General features: G+C 70.7%; 13 protein-coding genes. 1 reads left to right on the top strand and 12 read right to left on the bottom strand.

Translation table 11 applies throughout. The annotated features are described in order from the left end of the window. From VS93_RS24200 to VS93_RS24145, 12 genes are all read right to left on the bottom strand, one after another. A partial coding sequence (locus tag VS93_RS24200; RefSeq protein ID WP_156185002.1) for an HAD-IC family P-type ATPase occupies positions 1-1292 on the bottom strand: 1292 nt, incomplete at its 3' end. Positions 1293-1693: 401 nt separating this feature from the next. Continuing rightward, on the bottom strand, positions 1694-1948 hold the full coding sequence (locus tag VS93_RS33585) for a CoA transferase (RefSeq protein WP_046472170.1): 255 nt from the start codon (positions 1946-1948) through the stop codon (positions 1694-1696). Positions 1949-1988: 40 nt separating this feature from the next. Beyond that, on the bottom strand, positions 1989-2846 hold the full coding sequence (locus tag VS93_RS24190; RefSeq protein WP_046472169.1) for a fumarylacetoacetate hydrolase family protein: 858 nt from the start codon (positions 2844-2846) through the stop codon (positions 1989-1991). A gap of 40 nt (positions 2847-2886) precedes the next feature. Further along, a complete protein-coding gene (locus tag VS93_RS24185) occupies positions 2887-3660 on the bottom strand; it encodes an SDR family oxidoreductase (RefSeq protein ID WP_046472168.1) in 774 nt (257 codons plus the stop codon). 13 nt (positions 3661-3673) lie between these two features. Next, on the bottom strand, positions 3674-4573 hold the full coding sequence (locus tag VS93_RS24180) for a dihydrodipicolinate synthase family protein (protein WP_046472167.1): 900 nt from the start codon (positions 4571-4573) through the stop codon (positions 3674-3676). After that, a complete protein-coding gene (gene lhgO / locus VS93_RS24175) occupies positions 4570-5826 on the bottom strand; it encodes an L-2-hydroxyglutarate oxidase (protein ID WP_046472166.1) in 1257 nt (418 codons plus the stop codon). Before lhgO ends, VS93_RS24180 begins: the two co-directional genes overlap by 4 nt. A 43-nt stretch (positions 5827-5869) precedes the next feature. After that, positions 5870-7438, bottom strand: a complete 1569-nt coding sequence (locus VS93_RS24170; RefSeq protein WP_236700710.1) for a tripartite tricarboxylate transporter permease — start codon at positions 7436-7438, stop codon at positions 5870-5872. A 52-nt stretch (positions 7439-7490) separates the two neighbouring features. Next, the gene (locus VS93_RS24165; protein ID WP_046472165.1) at positions 7491-8051 is read right to left on the bottom strand and encodes a tripartite tricarboxylate transporter TctB family protein; all 561 of its coding nucleotides are present in this window, start codon (positions 8049-8051) and stop codon (positions 7491-7493) included. Then, positions 8051-9028 carry a Bug family tripartite tricarboxylate transporter substrate binding protein gene (locus tag VS93_RS24160; protein ID WP_173434364.1) on the bottom strand — a complete coding sequence of 326 codons (978 nt, stop codon included), beginning with the start codon at positions 9026-9028 and terminating at the stop codon, positions 8051-8053. Before VS93_RS24160 ends, VS93_RS24165 begins: the two co-directional genes overlap by 1 nt. 12 nt (positions 9029-9040) lie before the next feature. Further along, on the bottom strand, positions 9041-9322 hold the full coding sequence (locus VS93_RS24155; protein WP_082127160.1) for a PaaI family thioesterase: 282 nt from the start codon (positions 9320-9322) through the stop codon (positions 9041-9043). Continuing rightward, positions 9319-10011 carry an enoyl-CoA hydratase-related protein gene (locus VS93_RS24150; protein ID WP_449353801.1) on the bottom strand — a complete coding sequence of 231 codons (693 nt, stop codon included), beginning with the start codon at positions 10009-10011 and terminating at the stop codon, positions 9319-9321. Before VS93_RS24150 ends, VS93_RS24155 begins: the two co-directional genes overlap by 4 nt. A gap of 75 nt (positions 10012-10086) precedes the next feature. Continuing rightward, complete coding sequence (locus VS93_RS24145; protein ID WP_046472163.1) at positions 10087-11313, bottom strand: CaiB/BaiF CoA transferase family protein; 1227 nt, start codon at positions 11311-11313, stop codon at positions 10087-10089. Between the two features lie 92 nt (positions 11314-11405). Here VS93_RS24145 and VS93_RS24140 point away from each other — a divergent pair, with 92 nt between their 5' ends. Then, positions 11406-12275, top strand: a complete 870-nt coding sequence (locus VS93_RS24140) for an IclR family transcriptional regulator (RefSeq protein ID WP_052745966.1) — start codon at positions 11406-11408, stop codon at positions 12273-12275. The last annotated feature ends 281 nt before the right edge of the window (positions 12276-12556 follow it).

Raw genomic sequence — 12556 nt, 5'->3', positions numbered from 1 at the left:
CGGGCCGCGGCGGCGATGGCGCGGGCCAGTGGGTGCTCGCTGTCGGCCTCGATGGCGGCGGCCAGTGCCACGATGGCGTCGTCATCGCCGTCGAGGCCGGCCACACCGGTCAGGGCGTGCTCGCCCTTGGTCAGGGTGCCCGTCTTGTCGAACAGCACCGCATCGACGGTGCGCATCCGCTCCAGAGACAGACGGTCGGTGACCAAGATGCCACTGCGCGCCGACTTCGAGGTCGAGATGGAGGTCACCAGCGGGATCGCCAGGCCCAGCGCGTGCGGGCAGGCGATGATCAGCACGGTCACCGACCGGGTCAGCGCCGCGTCGGGCTGGCCGAGCAGCGTCCACGCGGCGACGGTGATGGCGGCCACCGCCACGGCGGCGTAGAACAGCAGCGCGGCGGCGCGGTCGGCCAGCACCTGGGAGCGTGACGTGGACTCCTGCGCCTGAGCGACCAGCCGCTGGATCCCGGCCAGAGCGGTGTCGTCGCCGACCGCCTCCACACGCACCCGCATCGAGCTGTCGGTGGCCACACTGGCCGCGATCACCCGGTCGCCCTCGACACGCGCCACGGGGGCGGACTCGCCGGTGATCATCGACTCGTCGACATCGGCGCCGCCCTGGACGACCGTGCCATCAGCGGGCACCCGGCCGCCGGGACGCACCAGAACGACGTCGCCGACGGCCAGGTCACTGATCGCGACGTTCTCCACCCCGTCGCCGGTCAGGCGTTCGGCCTCGTCCGGCAGCAGTTCGGCCAGCGCCTGCAGCGCCCCTTGGGCCTGGCCGATGGCGCGCATCTCCATCCAGTGGCCGAGCAGCATGATCACGATCAGCAGGGACAGCTCCCACCACACCTCGACCGCGAACAGCCCGAGACTGGCGGTGGCGCTGGCGGCGAAGGCCACGCTGATCGCCATGCCGATCAGCAGCATCATCCCGGGTCGGCGGGCCCGCGCCTCGGCGACCGCTCCGGTCAGAAACGGCCAGCCGCCGTAGAGGAAGACCACCGTGCCCAGCACCGGGGCGACCCACTCGATGCCGGGGAAGTGCAGCTCGTAGCCCAACCACTCCATCACCATGGGGCTGGTGGCCACCACCGGGGCGGCCAGGACGAGCGACACCCAGAACCGGTTGCGGAACACCGCCGCGTGGTCACCGTGGCCGCCGTGGTCGTGGCCGTGCTGACCGCGGCCGGCCGCCGGATCCCCGTGTACCGCATGCGGCGGGCCGTGTTCGTGCCGGCCTGGCGCGTCCTGGCCGTCCAAGGCTTCAGGCGTCGTGTGCCGTTCCATCGCGCGTCCCCCTTCGCGGTGCTTTCGAGGGCAGAATATACCCCCTACCCGTATATTTCGACGCGTTCTCGGTAAATTCCCGCGGGCCCTGCGTGTTGCCCACCGAGGCGCCCGGCGGATCCGGGAACGGGGCCCGCCCTCTTCGGGACCTCGGTACAGGCGCTGCCCCGAGCCGCCGATGCCGAACCGTGCGAGAACAGGCGCCCGCCGCCCCGAAGGGCGGCGGGCGCCGCGGCCGGCTGCGAGGAGCCGGGATCATTGACGTCCGCATGCGCGGTGCGCCTTGAGGCGGGTTCCTCTTTCATCGGGTCCCGCCCTCCATCAGGCGGAAGGGCTTGCGGTCTATCCGCAGGCGTTTGGCTTGTCCGCGCGCCCGGCGGCCAAGACGACGCGGGCCGCGTTCACGTCCCGGTCGCGGGGTGGGTGCTCTGACACGCGCCGCACGCCCAGGTGCGCACGTGCGGAGGCTTGGGGCCGTCGATGACGCCGTCGGGAACCGCGAAGGGCGGTCCCCAGGAGCGGGCGTCGTCCCCGGTACCCGGTGACTCCACCTTGGTGACCCGTGCACCCTGGTCGGCGAGCACCATCGCGGCGTGCGGGCCGGCCAGGGCCCGACTGAGGTCGAGAACGGTCGTCCCGGCCGGTGCGGCGCTCATCGCCGGTCTCCTTCCTCGTTCCGCGCGGGGACGCCGCTTGTCAGCCGGCCGCCTTCACGACCGGATTGCGCAGGCTCGCGATTCCGCTGATCCGGCACTCCGCCACCATCCCCGGGCTCAGGGGGACGGCGCCGGGGGTACCGGGGTAGATGATGTCCCCCGGGTAGAGCGGCATGACCCTGCTGTGCATGCTGATCAGGAACTCGGGGCTGTACCGCATGCGGGAGACCGTGTTGGCGCGCCGCACCTCTCCGTCGATGACCGTCGCGACCTCGACGTCGGCGAGCCGCCCGTTGGCCTCGATCAACTCCCCGAGCGGGACGATGTGCGGTCCGAAGGAGAAGAACCCGGGGAAGTTCTTGGAGCGGGTGAGGAACCGGGGGTTGCGCGCCAGGATGTCCTCAGCGGTCTGGTCGAGTACGGGGGTGACACCGGCGAGGTGGTCGAGAGCCTCCTCCTCGGCCACGTCGCGGCAGTAGCGGCCGATGACGAGCCCCATCTCCGCTTCGGCGGTGACCCGGCCGCTCTGCGGTGGCAGGGGGATCTCGTCGCCCGGGCCGATGATGGTGTGGTCGCCCTTCATGAACGACGCCGGCTCGTCCGGGACTACCTCGGAGAGGTCCGTCGCGTGGTCGACGTAGTTCAGGCCGATGCCCCACAGCTTGCGCGGGTGGCGGTAGGGGGCGGTGAACCGGACCTGGTCGCCCAGCGGGGCGGCGTGGGCGGGGAGCCGTTCCAGGCGTTCCTCCAGGAGCGCCCGCGTGCTCGGGTCCAGCAGCCGCATCGTGTCGGCCGGGGGCGTGTCAAGCAGATCGGACACCGCGAAGGTGCCCCTCTTCGGATCGACGACAGCGGGCTTTTCGGTGCCGTCGCCGGTGCGGACGGTCGCGAGGCGCATTGCTCTCCCTGGGATCGGTCGGACAGCGGAACGAGGGCGTTCAGTACGAGCCGACGAGGCCCCCGTCGCACCGGATCTGTTCGCCGTTGACATAGGACGCGCCGGTACCGCAGAGGAAGACCGCGACGGCGGCGAACTCATCGGGCCGGCCGTAGCGCCCGCTCGGGATGGTGGCCTCTGAGCGCGCCCGCGCCTCGGCGGGCTCGATGCCGCCCCGGCGGGCCGCCGCGGTGTCGAGCTCCGCCACGCGGTCGGTGTCGATGCGGCCGGGCAGCACCATGTTGACGGTGACGCCGTCGGCGGCGACCACCGCGGTGAGCGACTTGAGGTAGGCGGCCAGGCCCGCGCGGGCGACGTTGGACAGCGCGAGCCGGGGGATGGGCTGCTGGACGCCGCTGGAGCCGACCCCGACGATCCGCCCCCACCCGTTGGCGCGCATGTGCGGCAGGACCAGCTCCACCAGGCGCCGCTGCTGGAGGAGGAGGTGCTCCAGCGCCGTGCGGAGCTGCTCCTCGTCGAACTCCGTCGCGTTGCCCGGCGGCGGCCCGCCGCTGTTGAGGATCAGGATGTCGACCTCACCGAACTCCTCGCGCGCCCGTTCGACGAGGCGTTCGGGCGCACCGTTCTCGGCGAGGTCGATCTCGACCCCGATCGCCGAGGTGAGCGACGCGGCCTCCTCGCGCGCCCTGTCCCCGCGCCGGCCGCTGAGGACGACATTGGCGCCTTCGGCGCCCAGCGCCCGGCCGATGGCGAGCCCGATACCCGAGGTGGATCCGAGAACGACCGCGGTCTTCCCGCGCAGGCCTGTGTCCATTGGTCTCCTTGGTCTACTCCGTGTCGAGGGCGTTCAGGTGGCCCCGCAGCAGCGGGCGAAGGGCGTCGGGCATCGGCGGGCTGGGCGCCCGCACAGCGGGGTCGGACAGGACCCCGCGCAGGTACAGGCTCTCCTTGCGGATGGCCAGCCCGATCCCCGGCTGGGCCTCGAAGTTCACCAGCGGCAGCCACCGCTGGAAGGCCGAGCGCGCCGCGCCGGCGCCGCCCTGGTGCCAGGCGTCCAGCGCCGCGCGCAGCCCCTCCGGGCGGGAGAAGCCCGTCATGACTCCGGCGGCGCCGGCGGCCAGCTCGTCCAGCAGGCCGGCCCCGCCGAGCCCGCCGAAGACGGAGACCGGGGTCGCCGCGGTGAGCTGGGCGATCGTGGCCGCGGTGGGCGGGGACTCGGACTTGACCGCCGCCGCATAGGGCATGTGCCGCAGGGCCTCCAGCAGGACCGGCGGAGGTATCCGAACACCCGATGACACGGGGTAGTCCTGCACCACGACCGCCGTCTCCGAGCACTCGTGCACGGCGTCGAAGTGCCGCCGCAGCACGGCCGGATCGGCGGAGTTGACCTGGACCATCAGCGCTGCCGGCGGTGTACCCGCAGCGGCCACGACGTTGCGCGCCTGCTCGATCGCCGGGGCCGTCGTCAGGGCCGGCAGCCCCACGACAAGGGGGGTCTCGCCGGTCTCCGCGCGCACCGTCTCCAGCACGCGGCGCTGCTCCGCGCTGTCGAGCGCGGCGCCCTCGCCGAAGACTCCGAGCACCACGAGTCCGGTGGCGCGCAGCCCGAGGTAGAGCCGGACCTCCGCGCGCAGCGATTCGAGGTCGAGCTCGGCTTCCGGACCGCGGAAGGGGGTGGCGAGAACCCCCCAGAGTCCGTGCGCCAGTGGGGGGACGGATCCGCTCATCGTGTGTTCTCTCCTTGTTCCTCCCGGTCGGCCGGGGCGGGCCCGCCGTGTGTCTTCTCGCCCAAGGCGAGCCCCACGATGTGCTCGGCGATCGCCAGGCTCGACGTCGCGGCGGGGGAGGGCGCGTTGCGCACGCAGATGGTCCGGCCGCGGCGGTTGATGCGGAAGTCGTCGAGGAGGCTTCCGTCGGCGCCCAGGGCCTGGGCGCGTACGCCGCTCGGGGCGGGCACGACGTCGGAGGTTCGTAGCCCGGGCAGGTAGCGGCGAGCGCGCGAAACGAACACGCGGGTGCTGAGCGAGCCCGCCATCTCGGTCACCCCCGTCCTCCAGTGGCGCGCGGCCAGCGTAGGGAAACCGAGCCGGCGCAGCGTCTCCATGATCTCCCGCCGGTCGATGTCGCGCCTGCGGTACCCCTCGCGCGCCGTCGCTAGGATCGCGTTGGGGCCGATCAGCACCGAACCGTCCACGCGCGGTGTCACGTGCACCCCGAGGAACGGGTAGCGCGGGTCGGGGACCGGGTAGACCAGCCCGTTGACCAGGGAGCGCCGGTGCTGCCTGAGCGCATAGTACTCACCCCGGAACGGAACGATGGACGGGTCGGCGGGGGCGCCGGCGAGCCGGGCGACGCGATCGCTGTGCAGCCCCGCGCAGACGACGACGAGATCGAAGGCCTCGCGGTAGCCGTTGGCGGCCTCGACCACCACCTCCTCACCGGACTCGCGCAGTGCGGTCACTTCGCAGCCGGTTCGTACCGTACCCCCTCGGTCCTCGACGTCAGCGGCCAGGTAGCGGGTTACCGCGGCGAAGTCGGCGATGGCGGTACTGGGCGAGTGCAGGCCGGCGATCCCCGCGGTCCCGGGTTCGATCTCGCGCAGCTCCGCGGCGTCGAGCACGCGGACCCCCGGTACGCCGTTGGCGTGCGCACGGTCGGCGATGTCGGACAGCCGGGAGCGTTCGCGCTCGTCCAGAGCGACCAGGACCTTGCCGCACTCGACGTAGCTGATGGCGTGCTCCTCGCAGAACTCCCGCAGGAGCCGCACACCGCGCCGGCACAGTGTCGCCTTCAGGGATCCGGGCCGGTAGTACAGGCCGGCGTGCACCACTCCGCTGTTGCGGCCGCTCTGGTGTGTCCCGACGGACGGTTCCTTCTCGATCAGCGTCACCGCGGCGTCCGGGCGGACCTGGAGGAGCCTCCGGGCCACCGCCGACCCGATGATCCCGCCGCCGATCACGGCGCATCGCTGCCTTGTCATCGCTGTTCGCATGCTCTCCTGTCGTTTCGGGCCGGGCTGCGGGTCAGGACCGGTCCGCGTGTCCGGCTTCTGCGCTCTCCCCGGCGCTCCTCGAGCGCCGCCGGTCGAGTCCGCGCTGGAACGCGCGCTTGACCAGAGGGAAGACCAGGGGCAGCACACACAGTGCCGCCGCGGTGCAGAGCAGTAGGAGGGAAGGCGTCCGGACGAGGAAGATCCCGAAGCTCCCGCCGGAGATGATCAGGGTCTGGCGCAGGGTCTCTTCGGCCAGCGGCCCCAGGACCAGCGCGATGACGAGGGCCGCGGGGGAGAGCCCGTACATCCGCATGAAGAACCCGATGAACCCGCAGGCGAACATGATGCCCACCTCGACGATGCTTCCGTTGACCGTGAAGGCGCCGAAGGCGCAGAGCACGATGATCAGCGGTGCGAGCGTGGGCAGCGAGATCCGCGCGACCGCGGCGAACATGGGGATGCAGAAGATGTTGATGGCCAGTAGCATCACGTTCCCCAGGTACATGCTGCCGATGAGCCCCCAGGCGAACTCCGGGTTCTGCTCCATCAGGAGGGGGCCCGGCTGCAGCCCCCACATCAGGAAACCGCCGAGCAGCACCGCCGTCGAGGCCGACCCCGGAATGCCCAGGGTGAGCAGTGGGACCATGGACCCCGTGGCGGCCGCGTTGTTGGCCGCCTCGGGGCCGGCGAGGCCGGCGGGTGCGCCCTTGCCGAACCTCTCCGGATTCTTGGAGATGCTCTTCTCGACGCTGTAGGACATCAGTGAGGCGACCGTGGCCCCGGCGCCCGGGATGACCCCCATCCCGAAGCCGAGCGGCGCACCCCGGAGGATGGGGCCCCTGGACTCCCGCCATTCGGTCCGGTTCGGCCAGAAGCCCGACTTCCCGCGGACCTTGATCGGATCCCGGGTGGATGCGTGTACGCCGTTGTACAGCGTCCACAGGATCTCGCCGAGCCCGAACAGGCCGATGGCCACCGGGATGAACGGGATTCCGTTGATCAGTTCGGTGGAGCCGAACGTGTAGCGCTGCTCACCGCCGCCGATATCGATGCCGACCGTCCCGATGGCGAAGCCGAGCACGACCGACAGCGCGCCGCGGACCCAGTTCCTGCCCACGAGCATGACGAGCGTGATCAGGCCGAGAAGTACCAGCAGGAACAGCTCCGGAGGGCCGAAGTTCGAGGTGACCGACGCGGCCGCCGGAGCGGCGAGGGTCAGCATGACGACGGCGGCGGTGCCGGCGACGAACGAGGCGATCGTCGCGATGATCAGCGCCGGGGCGGCCCGCCCCCGGCGGGCCATGGGATAGCCCTCCAACGCGGTCGGCACGCTGGCGGCGTCCCCCGGAGCGTTGATGAGTACCGAGGTGATGGTGTTGCCGTAGAACGCCCCGTAGTAGACCGCGGCGAGCAGGACGATGGCGCCCACCGAGTCGAGCCCGAAGGTCATCGGCAGCAGGATGGCGAGACCGGCCGAGGGGCCCAGGCCGGGGATCACCCCTACGAGCATGCCGACGAGCACGCCGAGGGCGAGCAGCGCGATCGTTGTGGGGGAGAGCACACTGGCTATGCCGTGCAGCAGATCGCTGAAGAGGTCCACGATGGACTCCGAGGGTCGTGAACAACCGGTGCCTGGGGGCGGAGGAACGCTGTCAGAGGAAAGCGGTCAGTCCGGCCGGAAGTCCGGCGTTCAGCCATACCTCGAAAAACAGATAGAGGAACAACGGGAACGCCAGACTGAGGATGATTCTTCGCACGATGTACTTCCGGTCGATGAGGAAGTACATCAGCAGGAGGAAGGCGGCCGCGGTCAGTGGGGCACCGACCGGGATGAAGACGGTGACGAAACCCGCAAGCGCCACTCCGATCACCGCGACCAGGGCGGGATGGTGCCCGGACTCGGTGCCGTCGGTCTCGGCGGCCGGAGTGGACCGGAGGCTCGTGACCAGCCCGACCAGCGACAGCGCCACACCGGCCACCCCGATGGTCCGCGGGAAGAAGCCGGGCCCGATCCGGCCCGCCTGGGTGCTCCACTCCATGTCGAAGGCCAGGAGCGTGTAGGCCCCCAGCACGGCCGCGAGCACCGAGTAGAAGAGGACGGCGCCGGTGAGCCGCCGCTGCCGCCGGCCGGTCTCCGGCGAGGGCCGGGGGCCGGGAACGGGCGGGGGCGTACCCGCCGCGGGCCGTGTTTCCGGTGAGCGCGTCTCCCCCATCAGATGGCCCCGTGCTCCTTCAGGGTCTCCTCGAGCCCGGTGGCGCTCTCCTCAAGGTAGGCCTCGAAATCGTCGCCCCAGCGCACATCCTCGGTGAGGTGGTTGTCGTCGAGGTACTGCTGCCACTCTTCGGTTTCCACGACCTGCTGCATGGTGTCGATCCACCACTCGCGGGCGTGATCGGGGGCGTCGGGGGGCAGGATCAGACCCCGGGGCATCGAGACCAGGTTCTCGTAGTCGAAGTCGCCGCCGGTGGGAACATCGGGGAGCACCTCCAGCGGTTCCTCGCCGGTGTAGAGCAGGGGGGTGACCTCCTCCGCCTCGACCTGGCCCAGGACCGACCCCGGGTTGGAGACCGTCGCGTCCAGGGTGCCGGAGAGCAGAGCGGACTGCATCTGGCCCTCCTCGTTGAACGGCACGTAGTCGATCTCGTATCCGGCCTGCTCGGCGAGTTCCGCCTGGATGATGAAGTCGACGTTGACGGTCCCGATCCCGCCCACGGTCACGGTCCCCTCGTCCTCGGCGAACTCGAGCCAGTCCTCCCAGCTCTCGATGTCGCTGTCGGAGGGGACGACGAAGAGGGTGTCGTCGGTGGCGAACAGCCCGACCCCGGTGAAGTCCTCGTGGGTCCAGCCGGTGTCGGCCTGCAACGGTGTGGTGAGGAACGAGCCCGAGGTGGTGGAGATCGTGTAGGGGTCGCCGCTCTGGCTGAGCACATGGCCCCACCCGGTGGCCCCGCTTCCGCCCTCCCTGTTCTCGACCACGATGTCGTTCGGGTACAGCTCCTCGTTCTCCAGGATCTCCACCATGGTGCGGGACATGATGTCGTTGCCGCCGCCGGGGCCGAAGGCGATGGTCCAGTCCAGCTCCTGGTCCGGGTAGTCCTCGGCGTCCTCTTCGGCGAGCGTTCCGGCACCGCAGGCGCTGGTGGCGAGGACCAGAGAGGCCGTCGCGAAAACGCAACAGATCTTACGCACTGTCGATTCTCCTCACTCCCGGTTGTCTCCGGGCCTGTGCGGGACCGCCGGTTCCTGCTGACCATTGGCGGCGAGACGGTGCCACGAACCTGTGGCCAGGGCAGCGAGGCGCCCTTCATCGCTGTAAAGGCGCGATTCCAGGTGGACGATCGTGCGCCCCTGCTTGAGGATGCGCGCTTCGCTGTGGCAGTCACCCTTGATGGGGCGGAAGGACCGGGTGTTCATTTCCAGGGTGACCGCGGTCGAGAGAAAACGGTGGCAGAGATGCCCCACGGCGCTACCTCCGGCGGTCAGGCGAACTTGGGTGCCCGCTTCTCGAGGAAGGCGCGTACCCCTTCGGCGTAGTCATCGGTGTCGAACGAGGAGTTGCGGAGCTGTGTGGTCTCCCTGTCGTCCTCGGCCTGGCCGGCGCTGATGCGCCGGACGATCTCCTTCGTCGCGGTGACGCTGAACTGCGCCCGCGAGGCGAGGGTCGAGGCGAACTCGCTGGTGGCCGACTCCAGCTCCTCGGAGGTGTGCAGGCTGTCGACCAGGCCGATGCGCAGGGCGCGCTCGGCGTCGACCCGCAGACCGGAGAAGAGGATCCACTTCGCCTGCGCGGGGCCCACCAGATCCACCAGGCGCTTGGTGGACTCCAGGCTGTAGACCAGGCCGAGTTTCGCGGGGGTGATGCCGAAGCGGCCCTCGTAGTCGGAGAGGCGGAGGTCGCAGGCCAGCGCCAGCCCGCAGCCGCCACCGATGCAGTAGCCGTGCACCATCGCGATACTGGGCTTGGTCATGCGCTCCAGCGCGTGTTCGGCCGCCGCGACATGCTCGTTGTAGGAGCGGGCGCTCTCCGCGTCGCCGCGCACCTCGCGGAACTCGTGGATGTCGGCGCCGGAGGCGAAGGCCTTCGTCCCGGCCCCGCGCACGACCAGGACTTTGACGTTCGGATCGGAGTCGACCGATTCCACCAGCTTGGGCAGCTCCCGGTACATTCCCAGGTTGATGGCGTTGCGGCTTTCCGGCCGGTTGAGGATCAGGGTGGCGACCGCGCCTGATACTCGATGCGCAGATCCTCAGGCATTGCTCTCTCCCTGAGCCAGGTCGGGGTGCTGGTCGAAGGCGACGCCGGCCTCGTAGAGCGCCTCGATCTCGTCCTCGTCGAGGCCGGTTTCCGCCAGTACGGAGCGTGTGTGCTGGCCCAGCCACGGGGCGGAGCCGTTGACGGAGAAGTCGATGTGCCGGAACTTGGTGGGCGGTGCGATCGTGCGCATGGGGCCGATGATGGGATGGCCGATCTCGGCGATCATCCCCCGCGCCTGGACGTGCGGGTCGGCCAGCGTCTCGTCGTAGGTCAGGACCGGTCCGCCCGGGACGCCCGCCTCGTCCAGCAGCTTCAGCCACTCGCCGGTCGATTCGGTCGTCGTGATGGCCTCGATCTCCTCTTGGAGCTCGTCGATGTTCTCCAAGCGGTCGGGCAGGGTGGCGAACCGCTCGTCGTCCAGCCACGCGGGCCGGCGGAGGACGTCGCGCACCAGGCGTGTCCACAGGCGGTCGTTGTTCGCGCCGATAGTGACGTAGCCGTCGGCCGTCGCGTAGGCCTGGTAGGGCGTGCTCCGGCGGTGCCGGGTGCCGGTGGCAGCGGGGACCTCGCCGCTGCCGAAGTAGGCTCCCGACTCCCAGACGGTCCATGCCAGTCCGGCTTCGAGCAGTGAGATGTCGATGTACTCGCCCTTTCCGGTGGTCCGGCGGGCCAGTTCGGCGGCGAGGATCGAGTAGATGGCGGTCGCCCCCGCGGCGATGTCGTTGATGGCGATGCCGACCTTCGTCGGGCGCCCTCCGGGGTGGCCGGTCATGCGCATGAATCCGCCCGCGCCCTGGGCCATGATGTCGAAGCCCGGGCGGTCGCGGTACGGGCCGGTCTGCCCGAATCCGCTGATCGAGCAGTAGAGGATGTCGGGCCGGACGCGAGAGACGTCGTCGTAGGAGATCCCCAGCCGGTCGACCACCCCGGGCCGGAAGTTCTCGATCACGAGATCGGCCTGCTCCGCCATGCGCAGGAACGCGGCGAGCCCCTTCTCGTCCTTGAGGTTCAGCGCGACGCTGCGCTTGCTGCGGTTCGGCATCCCGAACGGGTAGCTCTCGCCGTTCACCTTCGGGCCCAGACGGCGCGAGTCGTCGCCTGAGATGGGCGGCTCCACCTTGATGACGTCGGCTCCCAGCTCCGCGAGCACCATCGTGCAGTAGGGGCCGGAGAGATAGCGCGTCAGGTCCAGGACCCGGAACCCGTCGAGCGGTTTCATGAACTCTCGTTTTTCCCGTAATATGGGATAGCATCTTGCATGTCAGGAAGATACGGCTTAACGTGCAGTTACGTCAATGGGGGTGGAGGAACGTGAGTGGGATCCAGGGAACGCCGCCGCGCTCGACGGGGGAGGTCGGTGGCCGGGCGCGCGGCTCGGGCGTGCAGTCGATCGACCGTGCGGTCACGATCCTCCGGTGCTTCGGTCCGCGTTCCCCCGAGCTGGGAATCAGCGAGATCGCCCGCACCACCGGGCTGTCGACGAGCACCACGCACCGCCTGCTGGCCTCCATGCAGCACAACGGTCTGGTCCGCCAGGTGGCCGAGCGGCGCTACGCGCTAGGGCCGCTGCTGGTGCAGCTGGCCGGGAGCGGAGCGTTTCCCGCCTCGCTGCGCGACGCCGCGCTGCAGGCGATGCGGGAACTGCGCGACCGCAGCGACGAGACCGTCGGGCTGCACGAGCTGCTGGCGTCCAACAAGCGGGCGGTCGTCGACCAGGCGGAGAGCCATCACGCGCTGCGCCGTACCTACACCGAACTGGGGGAGCCGATCCCGCTTCCCCACGGGGCGCCGGGCAAGGCGATCCTGGCGTTCGTCCCGTGGGAGGTGAGTGCCGAGGTGCTGGGGGAGCCGATCGAGGCGGTGACCCCGGCGACGATCACCGATCCGGACGAGCTGCGCGCCGAGCTGGAGCGCGCGCGGGCCGACGGGTTCGCGATGTCGTTCTCCGAGCGCACCCCGGGCATCCATACGGTCGCCGCTCCGATCTTCGACAACAGGGCCCGCGTCGTGGGGTGCCTGAGTATCAGCGGCCCCGAGGTGCGGATGCCGCGCGCGAGGGTGGAGACGCTGTCCATCGACGTCAAGCGGGCGGCCTGGCAGGTCTCGGAGGTGCTGGGAGCGACGGGGGAAGCGGTGCGCCGGTGCCGCGAACACGCGGCGCCGTCCTCCGCTGACCGGTGAGCGCCGGGTGCGGTGGCGACCGGGTCCAGCCGGGTCCGGTCGCCACCTCCCCGTTACCCCGCCAGCGGCGGAGCAGGAGAAGCGCCGATCCCAGAGCCGACCACACCAGCAGCACCGTTGCCGGCATGGCGGTGGCGGCGCCGTCCTCGGGAACTTCCCCGAGTCCGCCCGGACCCTGGTCGCAGGGCTGGGCCACCGCCCGATGCCCCGGAGAGCAGGCCTGGCGCGGTGCCCCGCCCGGGAGCGGCCTCACGCGGGCGAGCCCCGCCCCGGCGCGGCGG

Origin of the sequence: Allosalinactinospora lopnorensis (assembly GCF_000981225.1) — a bacterium.
Lineage (GTDB): Bacteria > Actinomycetota > Actinomycetes > Streptosporangiales > Streptosporangiaceae > Allosalinactinospora > Allosalinactinospora lopnorensis.
The sequence above is the reverse complement of the archived record's forward strand: the minus strand, read 5'-3'. Positions and strand labels throughout refer to the sequence as shown.

Excerpts from the sequence above, each read along its gene's own strand:
- VS93_RS24145 (WP_046472163.1), bottom strand. The coding sequence starts at position 11,313 with ATGAAACCGCTCGACGGGTTCCGGGTCCTGGACCTGACGCGCTATCTC.
- VS93_RS24180 (WP_046472167.1), bottom strand. The coding sequence starts at position 4,573 with ATGAGCGGATCCGTCCCCCCACTGGCGCACGGACTCTGGGGGGTTCTC.
- lhgO (WP_046472166.1), bottom strand. The coding sequence starts at position 5,826 with ATGACAAGGCAGCGATGCGCCGTGATCGGCGGCGGGATCATCGGGTCG.
- VS93_RS24190 (WP_046472169.1), bottom strand. The coding sequence starts at position 2,846 with ATGCGCCTCGCGACCGTCCGCACCGGCGACGGCACCGAAAAGCCCGCT.
- VS93_RS24165 (WP_046472165.1), bottom strand. The coding sequence starts at position 8,051 with ATGGGGGAGACGCGCTCACCGGAAACACGGCCCGCGGCGGGTACGCCC.
- VS93_RS33585 (WP_046472170.1), bottom strand. The coding sequence starts at position 1,948 with ATGAGCGCCGCACCGGCCGGGACGACCGTTCTCGACCTCAGTCGGGCC.
- VS93_RS24185 (WP_046472168.1), bottom strand. The coding sequence starts at position 3,660 with ATGGACACAGGCCTGCGCGGGAAGACCGCGGTCGTTCTCGGATCCACC.